The sequence below is a fragment of the Gemmobacter sp. genome, assembly GCF_046292685.1.
Classification (GTDB): domain Bacteria; phylum Pseudomonadota; class Alphaproteobacteria; order Rhodobacterales; family Rhodobacteraceae; genus Wagnerdoeblera.
In genome coordinates, this window is record NZ_JBKBQM010000060.1 from 1 (window position 1) to 17,437 (window position 17,437).

At 66.3% G+C, this 17,437-nt stretch carries 21 protein-coding genes and 1 pseudogene; 1 reads left to right on the forward strand and 21 read right to left on the reverse strand.

What is annotated here, in order from left to right; genetic code table 11:
• The 21 genes and pseudogenes from ACK4S2_RS13840 to ACK4S2_RS13940 all read right to left on the reverse strand — a co-directional run.
• A pseudogene (locus ACK4S2_RS13840) lies at positions 1–259 on the reverse strand (NADH-quinone oxidoreductase subunit N); the annotation flags it as partial.
• Positions 260–269: 10 nt separating this feature from the next.
• Positions 270–1,811: an NADH-quinone oxidoreductase subunit M gene (locus ACK4S2_RS13845; RefSeq protein WP_409625521.1), complete on the reverse strand. Its 1,542-nt coding sequence runs from the start codon at positions 1,809–1,811 to the stop codon at positions 270–272.
• 10 nt (positions 1,812–1,821) lie between these two features.
• Complete coding sequence (gene nuoL, locus ACK4S2_RS13850; protein ID WP_409625524.1) at positions 1,822–3,945, reverse strand: NADH-quinone oxidoreductase subunit L; 2,124 nt, start codon at positions 3,943–3,945, stop codon at positions 1,822–1,824.
• A gap of 4 nt (positions 3,946–3,949) precedes the next feature.
• Positions 3,950–4,255: an NADH-quinone oxidoreductase subunit NuoK gene (gene nuoK / locus ACK4S2_RS13855; protein WP_409625527.1), complete on the reverse strand. Its 306-nt coding sequence runs from the start codon at positions 4,253–4,255 to the stop codon at positions 3,950–3,952.
• Positions 4,256–4,319: 64 nt separating this feature from the next.
• Complete coding sequence (locus ACK4S2_RS13860) at positions 4,320–4,934, reverse strand: NADH-quinone oxidoreductase subunit J (protein WP_409625530.1); 615 nt, start codon at positions 4,932–4,934, stop codon at positions 4,320–4,322.
• A 25-nt stretch (positions 4,935–4,959) separates the two neighbouring features.
• The gene (locus ACK4S2_RS13865) at positions 4,960–5,370 is read right to left on the reverse strand and encodes a carboxymuconolactone decarboxylase family protein (protein ID WP_409625533.1); all 411 of its coding nucleotides are present in this window, start codon (positions 5,368–5,370) and stop codon (positions 4,960–4,962) included.
• Positions 5,367–5,579, reverse strand: a complete 213-nt coding sequence (locus tag ACK4S2_RS13870) for a hypothetical protein (RefSeq protein WP_409625536.1) — start codon at positions 5,577–5,579, stop codon at positions 5,367–5,369. Before ACK4S2_RS13870 ends, ACK4S2_RS13865 begins: the two co-directional genes overlap by 4 nt.
• A complete protein-coding gene (gene nuoI, locus ACK4S2_RS13875; RefSeq protein WP_409625538.1) occupies positions 5,576–6,067 on the reverse strand; it encodes an NADH-quinone oxidoreductase subunit NuoI in 492 nt (163 codons plus the stop codon). Before nuoI ends, ACK4S2_RS13870 begins: the two co-directional genes overlap by 4 nt.
• Before the next feature lie 3 nt (positions 6,068–6,070).
• Positions 6,071–7,108: an NADH-quinone oxidoreductase subunit NuoH gene (gene nuoH / locus ACK4S2_RS13880; protein ID WP_409625541.1), complete on the reverse strand. Its 1,038-nt coding sequence runs from the start codon at positions 7,106–7,108 to the stop codon at positions 6,071–6,073.
• A gap of 34 nt (positions 7,109–7,142) precedes the next feature.
• On the reverse strand, positions 7,143–7,544 hold the full coding sequence (locus ACK4S2_RS13885; RefSeq protein ID WP_409625544.1) for a hypothetical protein: 402 nt from the start codon (positions 7,542–7,544) through the stop codon (positions 7,143–7,145).
• On the reverse strand, positions 7,544–9,562 hold the full coding sequence (nuoG, locus tag ACK4S2_RS13890; RefSeq protein ID WP_409625547.1) for an NADH-quinone oxidoreductase subunit NuoG: 2,019 nt from the start codon (positions 9,560–9,562) through the stop codon (positions 7,544–7,546). The genes ACK4S2_RS13885 and nuoG overlap by 1 nt, the downstream gene beginning before the upstream one ends.
• 81 nt (positions 9,563–9,643) lie before the next feature.
• Positions 9,644–9,991, reverse strand: coding sequence for a hypothetical protein (locus ACK4S2_RS13895; protein WP_409625550.1), 348 nt, complete (start codon positions 9,989–9,991; stop codon positions 9,644–9,646).
• Positions 9,988–11,283, reverse strand: a complete 1,296-nt coding sequence (gene nuoF, locus ACK4S2_RS13900; RefSeq protein ID WP_409625553.1) for an NADH-quinone oxidoreductase subunit NuoF — start codon at positions 11,281–11,283, stop codon at positions 9,988–9,990. The genes ACK4S2_RS13895 and nuoF overlap by 4 nt, the downstream gene beginning before the upstream one ends.
• 10 nt (positions 11,284–11,293) lie before the next feature.
• Positions 11,294–11,521: a DUF5337 domain-containing protein gene (locus tag ACK4S2_RS13905; RefSeq protein ID WP_409625556.1), complete on the reverse strand. Its 228-nt coding sequence runs from the start codon at positions 11,519–11,521 to the stop codon at positions 11,294–11,296.
• 10 nt (positions 11,522–11,531) lie between these two features.
• Positions 11,532–12,584 (reverse strand): NADH-quinone oxidoreductase subunit NuoE, encoded by a 1,053-nt coding sequence (nuoE, locus tag ACK4S2_RS13910; protein WP_409625559.1) that lies wholly within the window; start codon positions 12,582–12,584, stop codon positions 11,532–11,534.
• Positions 12,584–12,850, reverse strand: a complete 267-nt coding sequence (locus ACK4S2_RS13915; protein ID WP_409625562.1) for a hypothetical protein — start codon at positions 12,848–12,850, stop codon at positions 12,584–12,586. Before ACK4S2_RS13915 ends, nuoE begins: the two co-directional genes overlap by 1 nt.
• An 83-nt stretch (positions 12,851–12,933) precedes the next feature.
• Positions 12,934–14,142: an NADH-quinone oxidoreductase subunit D gene (locus ACK4S2_RS13920; protein ID WP_409625565.1), complete on the reverse strand. Its 1,209-nt coding sequence runs from the start codon at positions 14,140–14,142 to the stop codon at positions 12,934–12,936.
• Positions 14,142–14,744, reverse strand: a complete 603-nt coding sequence (locus ACK4S2_RS13925; protein WP_409625568.1) for an NADH-quinone oxidoreductase subunit C — start codon at positions 14,742–14,744, stop codon at positions 14,142–14,144. The genes ACK4S2_RS13920 and ACK4S2_RS13925 overlap by 1 nt, the downstream gene beginning before the upstream one ends.
• Positions 14,745–14,753: 9 nt before the next feature.
• Positions 14,754–15,278, reverse strand: a complete 525-nt coding sequence (locus ACK4S2_RS13930; RefSeq protein WP_409625580.1) for a NuoB/complex I 20 kDa subunit family protein — start codon at positions 15,276–15,278, stop codon at positions 14,754–14,756.
• Complete coding sequence (locus tag ACK4S2_RS13935; protein ID WP_409625571.1) at positions 15,278–15,643, reverse strand: NADH-quinone oxidoreductase subunit A; 366 nt, start codon at positions 15,641–15,643, stop codon at positions 15,278–15,280. The genes ACK4S2_RS13930 and ACK4S2_RS13935 overlap by 1 nt, the downstream gene beginning before the upstream one ends.
• A 323-nt stretch (positions 15,644–15,966) precedes the next feature.
• Positions 15,967–16,743: a crotonase/enoyl-CoA hydratase family protein gene (locus ACK4S2_RS13940; RefSeq protein WP_409625574.1), complete on the reverse strand. Its 777-nt coding sequence runs from the start codon at positions 16,741–16,743 to the stop codon at positions 15,967–15,969.
• Between the two features lie 217 nt (positions 16,744–16,960).
• Between ACK4S2_RS13940 and ACK4S2_RS13945 the strand changes: the two genes are divergently transcribed.
• Positions 16,961–17,413 carry a hypothetical protein gene (locus ACK4S2_RS13945; protein WP_409625577.1) on the forward strand — a complete coding sequence of 151 codons (453 nt, stop codon included), beginning with the start codon at positions 16,961–16,963 and terminating at the stop codon, positions 17,411–17,413.
• Positions 17,414–17,437 lie beyond the last annotated feature (24 nt).

Consider the following 17,437-nt stretch of genomic DNA (forward strand, 5'->3'; position numbering starts at 1 on the left):
CGGCCGCGGCCGAGACGAGGATCACCACCTTGGCAAAGCGGGAGAAGGCGTCGTCGACGAACAGACCGCCGAAGGCGATGCGGTCGCCGCCGGTGGTGCCGACCCAGGCAGCCAGCGCCAGGAACAGCGCCGCCGCCCCCCAGGTGAGCGTCGGGGTCAGCCGGTCTTGCGCGGTGTAGACGGCGCCGAGAAGTGCGGCCATGCACAGCAGCGCCAGCACGATCTCCGGCAGGAGGATCGAAAGATCTGCGGGGGTCATGTCACGCTCCTCAGTGGCTGGCCAGGCGCGTGCCGGCTTCTGCAAGCGGCACCGCGGCGCGATAGTCGGAAATCAGGGCCTCGACGCTGGGCCCGATCAGGTCGGTGACCAGCGCGGGATAGACGCCCAGCAACAGGGTCATGGCCACCAGCGGCGCAAAGATCGCCCTTTCGCGGCTGGTCATGTCGGTGATCGACCGCAGGCTTTCCTTGATGAGATCGCCCATCACCACCCGGCGATAGAGCCACAGCGCATAGGCCGCCGAAAGGATCACCCCCGTGGTGGCCACCACCGCGACCCAGGTGTTGACCTGGAAGACGCCCATCAGGGTCAGGAACTCGCCGATGAAGCCCGAGGTGCCGGGCAGGCCCACGTTCGCCATCGTGAAGAACATGAAGATCAGCGCATAGGCGGGCATCCGGTTCACCAGGCCGCCGTAGGCGTCGATCTCGCGCGTGTGCATCCGGTCGTAGATGACGCCGACGCACAGGAACAGCGCGCCCGAGATGAAGCCGTGGCTGATCATCTGGAAGATCGCGCCGTCGATGCCCTGCTGGTTCACCGCGAAGATCCCCATCGTGACATAGCCCATGTGCGCGACCGACGAATAGGCGATGAGCTTCTTCATGTCGTGCTGCGCCAGCGCCACGAGGCTGGTGTAGACGATGGCGATGGCCGACAGCCACAGGACCAGCGGGGCCAGCAGGTCGGACGCCACCGGGAACATCGGCAAGGAGAACCGCAGGAACCCGTAACCGCCCATCTTCAGCAGGATCGCGGCCAGAACCACCGACCCGGCGGTCGGCGCCTGCACGTGGGCATCGGGCAGCCAGGTGTGCACCGGCCACATCGGCATCTTGACCGCGAAGCTGGCAAAGAACGCCAGCCACATCAGCGTTTGCGCTCCGCCGACGATGTGGATGCCCAGGACGGTGAAATCCTCGGACCCGAAGTTGTGGCGCAACAGCGCCGCAATGTCGGTCGTGCCGGCATCGACATACATGGCGATCATCGCCACCAGCATCAGCACCGAGCCGAGGAAGGTATAAAGGAAGAACTTGAAGCTGGCATAGATGCGGTCCTTGCCGCCCCAGATGCCGATGATAAGGAACATCGGGATCAGCCCTGCCTCGAAGAACAGGTAGAACAGCACGAGGTCCAGCGCCACGAACACGCCGATCATCAGCGTTTCCAGCAGCAGGAACGCGATCATGTATTCCTTGACGCGGGTGGTCACATCCCAGCAGGCCGCGATGGTCAGCGGCATGAGGAAGGTGGTCAGCAGCACGAACAGGATCGAGATGCCGTCGACCCCGACCTTGTAGGTCAGGCCCATCACCCAGGGCCGGGTCTCGACGAACTGGAAGCCGGTGTCGGCCGGATCGAACCCTGCCAGCAGGAACAGCGACAAGAGGAAGGTGACCGTGGTGGTCATCAGCGCAGCCCATTTGGCGTTGCGCTGCGCCGCCGCATCGTCGCCGCGCAGGAAGGCGGCAAGCACCAGGGCGCCGACCGCCGGGGCAAAGGTGATGATCGAAATCAGGTTGTCCATCGTTCTGCCCTCAGTGTCCGGCCGCCAGCGTCATCCAGGTGACCAGCACCACGATGCCCAGCACCATGGCGAAGGCGTAGTGGAACACATAGCCCGACTGCGCCCGCCCCGCGAGCCGCGTGAGCCACGGCACGATCCCCATCGCAATGCCGTTGATCGTGCCGTCGATCACGTTGCCGTCGCCGCGCTTCCACAGGAAGGCCCCCAGCCACTTGGCCGGACGCACGAAGATCGCGTCGTAGATTTCGTCGAAATACCACTTGTTGAGCAGGAACTCGTAAAGCGGCTTCTGTTCGGCGGCCAGTTTCGCCGGCCAGTCGGGGCGGCGGATATACATCTGATAGGCAAGCCCCAGACCCAGCAGCATGGCGACGAAGGGCGAGACCTTGACCCACTTCGGCACCTCGTGCGCCGCGTGCAGCACGTGGTTGTCGGGGTGGAAGAACAGCGCCCCCTGCCCCGGCACCATCGCATCGCCATTGCCTTCGGCCGCCGCCGGCGCGCCGTGGGTGGTGGTGGCGGCAGCGTGGCTGTCGGTCGCCGGCGCGGCGCCATGCGCCTCGGCCACCGGCATGCCGAACCAGGCGCGCACGCTTTCGACCGAGCCGAAGAAGCTGTTGTACCACACCATCCCCGAGAACACCGCGCCAAGCGCCAGCACACCCAGCGGGATCAGCATGACCTTGGGGCTTTCGTGCGGCTCGTGGGCGTGATCGTCATGCCCGTGGCCATGCCCATGCCCGTGGCCGTGGCCGTGGCTGTTCGCCCGGCTGGTGCCGTAGAAGGTCATGAACATCAGCCGCCAGCTGTAGAAGCTGGTCATCGCAGCCCCGGCCACCAGCAGCCAGAAGATGATGGCGGGCCCGCCGGCATAGGCGCTCTCGATCACGGCATCCTTCGAGATGAAGCCGGCGAAACCGATATGCGTCAGCGGGATGCCGACCCCGGTGATGGCCAGCGTGCCGATCATCATGGCCCAGAAGGTCAGCGGGATGTGCTTGCGCAGGCCGCCGTAGTTGCGCATGTCCTGTTCGTGGTGGGTGGCGTGGATCACCGAGCCGGCGCCCAGGAACAGCATGGCCTTGAAGAAGGCGTGCGTGAACAGGTGGAACATCGCCACCGAATAGACGCCCACCCCGGCCGCGACGAACATGTAGCCCAGCTGCGAACAGGTGGAATAGGCGATCACCCGCTTGATGTCGTTCTGCACGAGGCCGACGGTGGCCGCGAAGAACGCGGTGAAGCCGCCGATATACACGATCATCAGCTTGGCCTCGGGCGCGTATTCGAACACCGGCGACATGCGGCTGACCAGGAACACACCGGCCGTCACCATCGTCGCGGCGTGGATCAGCGCCGACACCGGGGTCGGGCCTTCCATCGCGTCGGGAAGCCAGGTGTGCAGGAACAGCTGCGCCGACTTGCCCATCGCCCCGATGAACAGCAACACCCCGATCAGGTTGGCAGCGTTCCAGTCGGTCCACAGGAAATGCAGCCGGGTTTCGGCCAGTTGCGGCGCGGCGGCAAAGATGTCGTCGAAGCGGATGCTGTCGGTCAGGTAGAACAGCGCGAAGATACCCAGCGCAAAGCCGAAGTCGCCCACGCGGTTGACGACGAAGGCCTTGATCGCCGCAGCATTGGCGCTGGCCTTCTTGTAGTAGAAGCCGATCAGCAGATAGGAGGCGACCCCCACCCCTTCCCAGCCGAAGAACATCTGCACCAGGTTGTCCGAGGTCACCAGCATCAGCATGGCGAAGGTGAAGAACGACAGATAGGCAAAGAACCGGGCGCGGTAATGTTCGTGGTGGCCCCAGTTGTCGTCATGCGCCATGTAGCCGAAGGAATAGAGGTGCACCAGCGCCGAGACCGAGTTCACCACCACCAGCATGATCGCGGTCATCCGGTCCAGCCGGATCGCCCATTCGGTTTCCAGCGTGCCCGAGGAGATCCAGCGCAGCAGCGTGATCTGCCGGGTTTCGCCATCGAAGCCGAGGAACACCACCCAGGACAGCAGCGCCGCCAGGAACACCAGCCCCGTGGTCAGCACCTGGCCGGGCCTTTCCCCGATCAGACGCCAGCCGAAGCCGCAGATCAGCGCGCCGACCAGCGGCGCAAACAGGATGATCGTTTCCATCGGCTCAGCCCTTCATCACGTTGACGTCTTCGACGTCGATGGTGCCGCGGTTGCGGAAGAAGCAAACGAGGATCGCAAGCCCGATCGCCGCTTCGGCCGCCGCCACGGTCAGCACGAACATGGTGAACACCTGCCCCACCAGGTCGCCCAGAAAGCTGGAGAACGCCACCAGGTTGATGTTGACCGACAGCAGCATCAGTTCGATCGACATCAGGATGACGATCACGTTCTTCCGGTTCAGGAAAATCCCGAAGATCCCGATGACGAACAGCGCCGCCGCCACCGTCAGGTAATGTTCCAGTCCCACCATCGTTTGGTCCCTCGTCGGCGGTGTCTCCCGCCCGTTGTATTGTCGCGGCCCGGAAGGCCCGGGGTCAGAGCCCCTGGCCCGGCTTCACGTCCTTGAGTTCCATCGTCTTGGCCGGATCGCGCCACATCTGTTGCAGCACGTCCTGCCGCCGGATGCCCTGGCGGTGCCGCAGCGTCAGCGCGATGGCGCCGATCATCGCCACCAGCAGGATCATGCCCGCCAGCTGGAACAGCAGGAAGTAGCGGTCATAGAGCAGCAGCCCCAGCGCCTTGGCGTTTTCCACCTCGGCCGCGTCGGGCGTCACCGCCTGGCGCAGGCCAAGCGCGCCGTCGGCCTGCACCCAGGCGCCGAAGGCCAGCGCGAACTGCATGATGAGCACCACGCCCACCAGCAGCGCCAGCGGCATCGCCCGCGCCATCTCGCCCTTGAGCGCTGCGAAATCCACGTCGAGCATCATCACCACGAACAGGAACAGCACCGCCACCGCCCCGACATAGACAATGACCAGCAGCATCGCCACGAATTCCGCCCCCAGGAGCACGAACAGCCCCGCCGAGGAAAAGAACGCAAGAATCAGCCAGAGCACCGAATGCACCGGGTTGCGGGCCACGGTGACCAGCAAGCCGGCCACCAGCGTCACGACGGCAAAGCCGTAAAAAGCCACGTCGGCGATGGTCATGGCTTGCTCCCTTCGGTCGCGGGGGTCATTCCTTGGTCTCCTCGGTTTCGGCGAACACGCCTTGCGCGATGTCCAGCGCCTTCTGCATGGCGGGCAGGCCGCCGAACAGGCTCATCTGATAGATCACTTCGGCAATCTCGCGCTGCGTCGCCCCGGCCTGCAGCGCATGGCGCACCGTCAGGCGCAGTTGCGGTTCGGCCTGCGCGCCCAGCACGGTCAATGCCGCCAGCGTGACCAGCATCCGCGTCTTGGCATCCAGCCCGTCGCGGTTGAAGGTCTTGCCGAACACCATTTCCATGTAGTCTTTCGACAAGGTGGGGATCAGGTTCTCGAACCCCTTGACGGAAAAGGTTTCCAGCGCCGGGTTGACCGCACGCATCATCTGCTGGGACTGTTCCAGCATGGCCTGCATCATCTTTTGCCACGCGTCGTTCATGCCGTGCCCCCCTTGCCCTCGCCCGGACGGGCGCCGCCCGCAACCACCATGCCGCAGGTGCCCATCGGCAGCGCCACCCTGACCCCGAACGCCGGCATCGCACCGGCCGCCGACCAACCGGCCTGCACGACCGGAAGCCACCAGGCCCAGGGGCCCAGCATGGCCATCGCCAGCGGCGACGGAAAGCCGAGGACGGTGACGGGGCTCATCGGTAGGGCGCGTCCAGTTCCAGGTTGCGGGCGATCTGCGCTTCCCAGCGCTCGCCGTTTTCCAGCAGCTTTTCCTTGGTGTAGAACAGTTCCTCGCGCGTCTCGGTGGCGAACTCGAAGTTCGGACCTTCGACGATGGCATCCACCGGGCACGCCTCCTGGCAGAAGCCGCAGTAGATGCACTTGGTCATGTCGATGTCGTAGCGCGTGGTGCGGCGGCTGCCGTCCTCGCGCGGTTCGGCGTCGATCGTGATGGCCTGCGCCGGGCAGATCGCCTCGCACAGCTTGCAGGCGATGCAGCGTTCCTCGCCGTTCGGATAGCGGCGCAGCGCATGTTCGCCGCGGAAGCGGGGCGACAGCGGCCCCTTTTCGTGCGGGTAGTTCAGCGTGTCCTTCGGGGCGAAGAAGTATTTCATCCCCAGGCCGAAGCCTTTGATGAAGTCGACCATGAAGAAGTATTTGACGGCGCGGTTGATATCGATGCCCATCGCTCAGCCCCCCACGGACCAGCGCGCCCAGGCGCCGCCCAGAACCTCGAATTTCGCCAGGAACGCCACGATCACCACCCAGGCCAGCGACAGCGGCAGGAACACCTTCCAGCCGATCCGCATCAGCTGGTCATAGCGGTAGCGCGGCACGATGGCCTTCACCATGGCGAACAGGAAGAAGAAGAACACCATCTTGGCGAACATCCACAGGAACCCGTCGGGCAGCCCGGGGACGGGCGAGAGCCAGCCGCCGAAGAACAGCAGGCTGAGCAGCGCGCACATCAGCCAGATGGCGATGTATTCGCCGGCCATGAACAAAAGGTAGGGCGTGGACGAATATTCCACCATGAACCCCGCCACCAGTTCCGATTCCGCCTCGGGCAGGTCGAACGGCGGGCGGTTGGTTTCGGCCAGCGCCGACACGAAGAACAGCACCACCATCGGCAGATGCGGCAGCCAGTACCAGTTGAACAGCCCGTAGTCGCCGCGCTGCGCCTCGACGATGGCGCTGAGATTCATCGAGCCGGTGGAAATGATGATGCCGATGATGATGAGGCCCAGCGACACCTCGTAGGAGATCATCTGCGCGGCCGAACGCAGGCCCCCGAGGAACGGGTATTTCGAGTTCGAGGCCCAGCCGCCCATGATGACGCCGTAAACCTCGAGCGAGGACACCGCGAACACGAACAGGATGGCGACGTTGATGTCGGCCAGCACCCAGCCGTGGTTCAACGGCACCACCGCCCAGGCCAGCACCGCCAGCACGAACGACAGCATCGGCGCCAGGAAGAACACCGGCCGGTCGGCGCCGGCGGGCACCACGATTTCCTTGAGCATGAACTTCAGCGCGTCGGCGAAGGTCTGCAGCAGGCCCCAGGGGCCCACCACGTTCGGCCCGCGGCGCAGTTGCACGGCGGCCCAGATTTTCCGGTCGCCATAGACAAGGAAGATCAGGCTCAGCATCACGAAGCCGATGATCAGGAGGCCCTGGGCCGCGATGATGGTCGCGATGCCCGCCCCGGTCTGGAAAAACTCAGCCATGTTTCCTCACGTCCCCACGTTCCTTGTCCGGGCCCTACACCGTCGGAATGCCGCGGGCGCCGCAATCGCGCACCGTGACTTCCGCATCGATGGTGGCCACCCCTTTCGGCAGCGCCGGCGAAATGGTGTAAACCGCATCCGCCCTGGCAACAGACCCGTCCTGAACCACGTTCGTGCGCACATGGCGCGCAAAGCCGTAGCCCCGGATCAGCGCATATTGCGCGGCCGCGCAGGCCGCGTAATCTTCGACCAGGCGGCGGCTTTCGGCATGACGCATCGCCACGCGGAAATTCACCAGGTCGCCATCGAGAAGCCGGGTCTCGATCCCCAGAAAGGCCGGCGGCAAGGCATGCTGCCCCACCTGCGCGCTGTCGGCGCAGGCCGCAAGCCCGGTCAGGGCCAGTGCGAGGGGGGCGGTTGCCCGGGCCATCGGCATCACTCCGCCGCCATCGGGCGCGCGGCGCGAGCGGCGGCATTGGCCGAAAGCTGCGCCATCAGCGGCGACGACCGGGCAATCGGGTTGGTCAGCCAGAAATCGCGGATCGCCAGGCGGAAATCGGCATTGGCCGGTTCGCGCAGCGGAATGCGGTTCCAGGCGTTTTCCGCCACGCGGTCGATGCGGCCCAGATGCGGATGGTCGGCCACCAGCGCGCGGCGCAAGGATGCCAGATCGTCCCAGGGCAGCACGGCCCCCAGTTCGGCCGAAGCCGCGCGCAGGATCGCCCAGTTTTCCTTGGCCTCGCCCGGCGGGAAGCCGGCGCGGATCGCCAGTTGCGGGCGCCCCTCGGTGTTGACGAACAGGGCGTTTTCCTCGGTGTAGCAGGCGGCGGGCAGGATGATGTCGGCGCGGTGCGCGCCACGGTCGCCGTGGCTGCCCTGATAGATCACCACCGGACCGGGGGCGATGTCGACCTCGTCGGCGCCCAGGTTCCAGATCACCTCGGCCCCGTCCATCGCCGCGGTCAGCCCGCCGGGGGTGACGGCGCCCACATCCATCGCCCCCACCCGGGCAGCGGCGGTGTGCAGCACCAGAAGCCTGGACTCGCCAAGCTCGGCGATCTTCATCGCCTGGCTCAGCACCGCCTCGCCATCGGCCTCGGTCAGCGCGCCCATGCCGACGATGACCAGACCGGGGGTTCCGGCGGTGTTGGTCAGATCCTCTTTCAGCAGGGCGGTCAGCGCCTCGCGCCCGGTGCCGAAGTGGTGGTAGTCGTAGGTGAGGTCGACCGCAGGGCCGACCAGCGCCACATCGGCACCCGCGGCCCAGGCCTTGCGGATGCGGGCATTGAGCACCGGCGCCTCGGACCGCGGGTCCGTTCCGATCAGCAGGATGCGCTTTGCCTGGTCGATATCGGCAATGGCCGCGGTGCCGACATAGGCGGAACGGTTGCCCTCGGGCAGCTTGGCGCCGTCGGTGCGGCATTCCACCTTGCCGCCCAGCCCTTCGACCAGCCGCTTGAGCGAATAGGCCGACTCCACGTTCGCCAGATCGCCGACAAGGCCCGCCACCTTGCGCCCCTTGACCGCCTGCGCCACGGCGTCCAGCGCCTGTGCCCAGGTCACCGGAACCAGCCGCCCGCCGCGGCGGACATAGGGCCGGTCCAGCCGCTGGCGGCGCAGGCCGTCCCAGACGAAGCGGGTCTTGTCGCTGATCCACTCCTCGTTCACGCCGTCATGGTTGCGCGGCAGGATGCGCATGACCTCGCGCCCCTTGGTATCGACGCGGATGTTCGACCCCAGCGCGTCCATCACGTCGATGGTCTCGGTCTTGGTCAGCTCCCACGGCCGCGCGGTGAAAGCGTAGGGCTTGGAGGTCAGCGCGCCGACCGGGCACAGGTCGATGATGTTGCCTTGCAGGTTCGAGTCCAGCGTCTGGTTGAGATAGCTGGTGATCTCGGCATCTTCGCCGCGGCCCGTCTGGCCCATCTGGGTGATCCCCGCGACCTCGGTGGTAAAGCGCACGCAGCGGGTGCAGGAAATGCAGCGCGTCATCGTGGTCGCCACCAGCGGCCCGAGGTTCAGATCCTCGGAGGCGCGCTTGGGCTCGCGGTAGCGGGAAAAATCCACGCCATAGGCCATCGCCTGGTCCTGCAGGTCGCATTCGCCGCCCTGGTCGCAGATCGGGCAGTCGAGCGGGTGGTTGATGAGCAGAAACTCCATAACCCCTTCGCGCGCCTTCTTGACCATCGGGCTGTTGGTCTTGACCACCGGCGGCTCGCCGTTCGGGCCGGGGCGCAGGTCGCGCACCTGCATCGCACAGCTTGCCGCAGGCTTGGGCGGGCCGCCGACGACCTCGACCAGGCACATCCGGCAGTTGCCCGCGATGCTGAGCCGTTCGTGATAGCAAAAGCGCGGGATCTCCACGCCCGCCACCTCGGCGGCCTGGATCAGCGTCATCGCCGGATCGACCTCGACCTCGATGCCGTCGATGATGATCTTCTTCAGCGTGCTCATGCTCGCGCCTCTTTCATCCCGGCCCCTCGCGGGTGCCCCTTGTCGTCGTCGCAGGGCGCACCGACGCGCGCCCCCGAAGTTTCATGCCCGGCAACGCGCCTGAAAGGTCAGGTCGCCTTGCGGCGTTGCGGTATAGGCCCAGTCGCCCGTGGCCGGATCGGTGACCCAATCGGCATCGGACGACCCGCGTTCCAGCAGGCAATACCGGGTCACCGGGTAACGCACGCTTTCGCGCACCATGTCCACCGTCGCCCCCGGCGCCTTGACCGTGACCGTCAGCGCACCGTCCCGGTCCGCGCGCAGCGCGGCGCGGTAAGGCAGGCTTGCCTCGGCCGCATCCTTGCGCTTGAACGGGTTGACGCGGTCGAGCGTGGAACACCCCGCCACCGCCAGCGCCACCCCGAGGATCAGGACCGCGCGCCGCATCATTCCGCCGCCATCGCGCCCATGCGCCCGGTCTTGCGCGCCTTGATCCGGTCTTCGATCTCGTCGCGAAACTGGCGGATCAGGCCCTGGATCGGCCAGGCCGCCGCATCGCCAAGCGCACAGATCGTATGGCCTTCGACCTGCCTGGTCACCGACAAGAGCATGTCGATTTCCTCAAGCTCGGCCTCGCCCTTCACCAGACGTTCCATCACCCGCATCATCCAGCCGGTGCCTTCGCGGCAAGGCGTGCACTGGCCGCAGCTTTCGTGCTTGTAGAACTTGGAAAGCCGCCAGATCGCCTTGATGATGTCGGTGGACTGATCCATCACGATCACCGCCGCGGTGCCCAGGCCCGATTTGCGCTCGCGCAGCCAGTCGAAATCCATGATGCACTCGTCGCATTCCTCGGCGCGCAGCATCTGCACGGACGAGCCGCCGGGGATGACCGCCTTGAGGTTCTTCCACCCGCCGCGCACGCCGCCGCAATGCCGCTCCAGCAGCTCCTTGAGCGGGATCGACATCGCCTCCTCGACCACGCAGGGGTTGTTGACGTGGCCCGAGATGGCGAACAGTTTGGTGCCGGCGTTGTTCGGGCGGCCGAAGCCCGCAAACCAGTCCGGCCCGCGGCGCAGGATGGTGGGCACCACGGCGATGGATTCCACGTTGTTCACCGTGGTCGGGCAACCGTAAAGCCCCGAGCCGGCCGGGAACGGCGGCTTCATCCGCGGCATCCCCTTCTTGCCTTCCAGGCTTTCCAGCAGGGCGGTTTCCTCTCCGCAGATATAGGCGCCGGCCCCGTGGTGCAGGAACAGGTCGAAGTCCCAGCCGCTGCCGGCCGCGTTGCGGCCCAGAAGCCCGGCATCATAGCATTCGTCGATCGCAGCCTGCAGCGCCTCGCGTTCGCGGATGTATTCGCCGCGGATGTAGATATAGCAGGTATGCGCGCCCATCGCGAAGCTGGCGATCAGCGCCCCTTCGATCAGGGTATGCGGATCGTGGCGCATGATCTCCCGGTCCTTGCAGGTGCCGGGTTCGGATTCGTCGGCGTTGATGACCAGATAGCTCGGCCGCCCGTCCGACTGCTTGGGCATGAACGACCACTTGAGCCCGGTCGGGAACCCTGCCCCGCCGCGGCCGCGCAGGCCGGATGCCTTGACCTGATCGACGATCTTGTCGCGCCCGCGCGCGATGATTTCGGCGGTGCCGTCCCAATGACCGCGCTTGCGCGCCCCCGCCAGGGTGCGGTCGTGCATCCCGTAGAGGTTGGTAAAGATCCGGTCCTGATCCTTCAGCATCCGCGTTCCCTCATGTGTCCCGGCGTTTCCGCCAGAGTTGCCAGGCGTTGATCAGCGCCCAGACATAGGCGGCCAGCGCCGCCAGATCGATCAGGAAGGCGTAACGCGCCTCCCACCCGTATTGCCGCCCGATTTCGCCCAAGACCAGCCACAACAGCGTGGTTCCGGCAATAACCAGCGCCACCACCCGCATCTGCCGGGCAAAGGCGGCTTGCGCCGCTGTGGGCTGGCGCGCCATCGGGGCGGCCTCAGTAGTCGTTGGTCCTGGCGCGGCGCAGGAACTCGTCCATCCCGACCTCGCCGATCAGTTTCGCCTGGGCCACCCAGCGGTCGCGGCTGACGCGGCCCTTGAAGCCCTTGAGGTTGCTGTCCATCCACGCCACTTCCGCCGGGCCCCAGGCCGCGATCTGGTCGTAGTGGAAGATGCCGAGCTCGTGGCACAGCTTTTCCAGCACCGGACCGATGCCCTCGATCTTCTTCAGATCGTCGGGGCGGCCGTCGCGCGCGCCCGCCAGGGCCTGCGGCCGGGTGCCTTCGGCCGCCGCCGGCGTGGCAGCGGGCGCGGGGGCCGCAGGTGCCGCCTGCGGTTCGGCGCGGGCTTTCCACGACACCACAAGCGGCACCTCGGTGCCGTCGATGCGCTTGACCGTATCGCCGATGTCCACCGCCGCCTGGGCGCTGGCGTTATACTGGGTGCGGCCGGATTCGAAATCCTTCAGCGAGGTCAGCCCCGACTTCGGTTCCGACGCATAGCGGCCGTTCTGGGGCCCCGGCACCGGCACGCGGCCGGCCGACAGCTCGTCGAGAATCCATTCCAGCCGCTCGGGCGTCAGATCCTCGTAATAGTCCTTGCCGATCTGCGCCATCGGCGCGTTGGCGCAGGCGCCCAGGCACTCGACCTCCTCCCAGCTGAACTTGCCGTCGGCCGACAGGGTGTGCGGCTTGGCGGCGATCTTGCGCTGGCAGACCTCGACCAGATCCTCCGCGCCGCAGATCATGCAGGACGTGGTGCCGCAGATCTGGATGTTGGCCACCGACCCGACGGGGTGCAGCTGGAACATGAAGTAGAAGGTCGCCACTTCGAGCGCGCGGATATAGGGCATGCCCAGCATGTCGGCGACATGCTCGATGGCCGGCTTCGACAGCCAGCCTTCCTGTTCCTGCGCCCGCCACAGCAGCGGGATGATCGCCGATGCCTGGCGCCCGGGCGGATACTTGGTGATCTGCGCCTCGGCCCAGGCCTGGTTGGCCGGGGTAAAGGCAAAGCCCGCAGGCTGGTGGGCAGCAAGCCGGCGCAGCATCAGTTGCACCCCGCCGTCTTGAGCTTCAGGTTGCCGTCGATGATTTCCGCCTGGCCAAGGCCCAGCAGCGCATTGACGACCACCTGTGCATCCTGCCCCTGCAAGCCGGCGGCCGACAGGATGGCGGCGTTGTTGTCGGCGTTCACGACGCAGCCGGCCTCGGCAATCGCCTTGACCAGCGCCTGGACCTGTTCGGGCGTGGCCTGGGCCTGCGCGGCCCCGGCAGCAAGCGTCAGCGCGGCGGCGGCAAGGAAGGAACGGAACATGGCATCAACTCCTGTGGTTCGGGTGGCGCAAGGCCCTTGCCCTGCCCGCCCGAGGTGGGAAGCCGACGGTCTGATATGCAATATCAACGGTCGATCTCCCCGAAAACGATGTCCATCGTGGCGATGATGGCCGCCACATCGGCCAGCTGGTGACCGCGGGCCATGAAATCCATCGCCTGAAGATGCGCGTATCCCGGCGCGCGCAGCTTGGCGCGCCACGGCTTGTTGGTGCCGTCGGCCACCAGATAGACGCCGAACTCGCCCTTCGGCGCCTCGACGGCGGCATAAACCTCGCCGGCAGGCACGTGGAAGCCTTCGGTATACAGCTTGAAGTGGTGGATCAGCGCTTCCATCGACCGCTTCATCTCGGCCCGCTTCGGCGGCGTCAGCTTGCCGCGGGCCAGAACGTCGCCTTGTTCCACCCGCAGCTTGGCGACCGCCTGCTTGATGATCCGGGTCGACTCGCGCATTTCCTGCATGCGCAGCAGGTAACGGTCGTAGCAGTCGCCGTTGCGGCCGATCGGGATCTGGAAGTCGAATTCGTTGTAGCACTCGTAGGGCTGGGCGCGGCGCAAGTCCCAGGCAAGGCCCGAACCGCGCACCATCACGCCCGAAAAGCCCCAGTCCAACGCATCCTGCGCCGAAACCACGGCGATATCGACGGTGCGCTGCTTGAAGATGCGGTTTTCCGTCAGCAGCCCGTCGATATCGTCCAGCAGCTTGGGAAAGCGGTCGGCCCAGGCATCGATATCGTCCAGCAGGTCGGAGGTCAGATCCTGGTGCACACCGCCGGGGCGGAAATAGGCGGCGTGCAGCCGCGCCCCGCAAGCGCGTTCGTAGAACACCATCAGTTCTTCGCGCGCCGTGAAACCCCAGAGCGGCGGGGTCAGCGCGCCCACGTCCATCGCCCCTGTGGTCACGTTCATCAGATGGTTCAGGATGCGGCCGATTTCCGAAAACAGCACGCGGATCAGGCTGGCCCGCCGCGGCGCCTGCACCCCGGTCAGCCGCTCGATCGCCAGGCACCAGGCGTGTTCCTGGTTCATCGGCGCCACATAATCCAGCCGGTCGAGATAAGGCAGGTTCTGCAGGTAGGTGCGGCTTTCCATCAGCTTTTCGGTGCCGCGGTGCAACAGGCCCACATGCGGGTCGGCGCGTTCCACGATTTCGCCGTCAAGCTCCAGCACCAGGCGCAAGACGCCATGCGCCGCAGGGTGTTGCGGGCCGAAGTTGATGTTGAAGTTGCGAATCTTCTGTTCGCCGGTCTGCGCGTCGTTGAAGGTGCCGTCCATCACTTCGCCCCCTTTTCGTCGCCCGGAAGGATATACTGCGCGCCTTCCCAGGGGCTGAGGAAATCGAACTGCCGGTATTCCTGCACCAGCTTCACGGGCTCGTAGACCACACGCTTCTGCGCGTCGTCGTAGCGCACTTCGGTATAACCGGTGGTCGGGAAATCCTTGCGCAGCGGATAGCCGCGGAAACCGTAGTCGGTCAGGATGCGGCGCAGGTCGGGGTGACCAGAAAACAGGATGCCGAACATGTCGAACACCTCGCGCTCGTACCAGTTGGCCGAAGGCCAGACCGACACGACCGAAGGCACCATCTGGTCTTCCTCGACCGCGGCCTTCACCCGGATGCGCTGGTTGCGCTGCATCGACAGCAGATGCCAGACCAGATCGAAGCGCCGGTCGCGCTCGGGCCAGTCCACCGCCGTCACGTCCACCAGCGTAGTGAACAGGCAGTTCTGGTCGGTTTTCAGGTATTCCATGAACGTCACGACGTGCTGCGGCGCGATTTCCACGGTCAGCTCGCCGTGGGCGACCGACCAGCCGATCACGTCATCGCCGCGCTTCAGTTCGATCAGCGCGCCCAGTTCCCGCAAGGCTTCCGACATGACCCCTCCTCAGCGCACAAGCGTGCCGGTGCGGCGGATCTTCCGCTGCAGTTGCAGGATACCGTAGAGCAGCGCCTCGGCCGTAGGCGGGCAGCCCGGAACGTAGATGTCCACCGGCACCACACGGTCGCAGCCGCGCACCACGGAATAGCTGTAGTGATAATAGCCGCCGCCGTTGGCGCAGGACCCCATCGAGATCACATAGCGCGGCTCGGGCATCTGGTCGTAGACCTTGCGCAGCGCGGGCGCCATCTTGTTGGTCAGGGTGCCGGCCACGATCATAAGGTCCGACTGGCGCGGCGAGGCGCGCGGCGCGGTGCCGAAGCGTTCGAGGTCATAGCGCGGCATCGACAGCTGGATCATCTCGACCGCGCAGCAGGCCAGGCCGAAGGTCATCCACATCAGAGAGCCGTTGCGCGCCCAGTTGATGACATCCTCGGTCGAGGTCAGCAGAAAGCCCTTGTCCTGCAACTCGCGGTTCAGGGCGGCGGTGACATGCTCGCGATCCACCCCGGCGGTGTTCGCCCCGGTCATCACTCCCATTCCAGGGCCCCCTTCTTCCATTCATAGGCAAAACCGACGGTCAGCACCGCCAGGAACACCATCATCGACCAGAAGGCCGTCATGCTCAGGTCGCCAAAGGCCACGGCCCAGGGGAACAGGAACGCCACTTCGAGGTCGAAGATGATGAACAGGATCGACACGAGGTAGAAGCGCACGTCGAACTTCATCCGCGCGTCGTCGAAGGCGTTGAAGCCGCATTCGTAGGCCGAGACCTTTTCCGGGTCGGGCTTGCGCACCGCCAGCACCGCCGCCGCCAGGATCAGCACAAGGCCCAATCCTACGGCCAGCCCCAGCAAAATGAGGATCGGAAGGTATTCTCGCAGAAGAGCGTCCAATTGTGGCTCCTTCGGCTGGGCGGACGGAACGCCGCCGGTTCGGCTTGGCCCCCCGTTTACTCTGCGCCCGGTGACGGGTCAACAAACCGCATGGGAAAGGCCGGTCGAATCCGGCGGATTTCGCTGCTTCGTATGCAATTGCACACCAGAACACAAGCCCGACCGTGCAGCTGCGGCATCGTTAGGCGGCTTGCGCCATCCAAGGCAAGCTTCGGGAAAAATGTCGATTTCACGGCAAGCTCTTGCCGCCCGCCCTGCCGATGCCGCAAGGCCGCGTCGCAATCTGACATGACGGCTGTCATGCCGAGTTGACAAGGCGCCGATCACCCCCAGGCCGGCTTGCGTTTTGCAAAAAAGGCCCCGATCCCTTCGGCCGCCTCGGGGTCTTCCCAGGTGGCCACCAGCGCCTCGATGCTGGTGGCGATGGCGGCATCGTCGATCCGCGGCCCCAGCGCGCGCGCCAGCCGCTTGGCCCGCGCGACGGCGCCGGGCGCGCAGGACAGATAGGGGGTCACCTCGGCCTCGACCGCGGCATCCAGCGCCTCGGCCGGCACGGCTGCGGCCAGCAGGCCCAGTTGCACCGCCTCGGCCGCGCCGAACAGCCGGGCCGACATGAACACGCGGCGGGCCATCGCCTCGCCCATGCGGGCCAGCACATAGGGGCCGATGGTGGCGGGAATCAGCCCCAGCCGGGTTTCGGTCAGCCCGAAACGCGCGCGATCCACCCCGATCGCCACATCGCAGACCGACATCATGCCGACGCCGCCGCCAAAGGCGTTGCCCTGCACCCGGCCGATCAGGGGCTTGGGCAGCTCGTTCAGCGCCCGCAGCATCATGGCCAGCTTCGTCGCCTCGCGCGCACGGGTGGCGCCGTCGGCGGCCATCTGTTCGCGCATCCAGCCCAGATCGCCCCCGGCGCAGAAGGTTTCGCCTTGCGCGCCCAGCACCACCACCCGCACCGCCGGATCGCGGCCAAGGCGTTCGGCGGCCGAAGTCAGTTCGGAAATCATCTGCGCAGACAAGGCGTTGTGCTTTTCCACCCGCGCCAGATCCAGCCGGGCAACCCCGCGACCATCCACCTCGATACGGATCGTTTCCATCCTGCCCTCCTGCCCCGGCTTGCACGCCAGGGCTGCACAACCCCGGCCTAAACCAAGGTTTAGGCCGATCCGCCGCCCGGGGGAAGGCGCCGATTTCGGCCGCGCGGCGGATTTCCCGGCGCCACCGAACCATGCCCGATGCGCTGGCCACGGCCACCGCCGCGGCCTGCCGGGGGAGACCGGCAGACACCTTCAAGACCTAAACGGGAGAACCGACATGAAATTCCCCTTCGTTCTGGCCATCGCCATTCTGGCCCCGCTGAGCGCCAAGGCCGGGCTGACCGCCGACCGGCTGACCAGGGACTTCGCCGCCGCCGGCTATGGCCGGATCGAGGTCGAGCAGCGCCGCGACCAGCTGAAGGTCGAGGCGTGGAACGACACGCACAAGATCGAGGCGATCTACGATATCCAGACCGGCGCCTTGCTCAAGACCGAGACCGCCGGGTTGAAAGACCTCGACGACCCGCGGCGCGCCCATTCCGACGACCGGCGCGGCGACGATCGCAAAGGCAGGGGTCGCGGGCGCGATGGCGATGACGACCGCATGGGCGACGACGACCACGGCCCCGGGCACGACGCCGGCGACGATCACGGCAGCGGTCATGACGACGGCGGCAACGACGACGGCCCCGGGCACGACGCCGGCGACGATCACGGCGCGGACGACTGAAACCGACCGGGCCGAGGGCGGCGC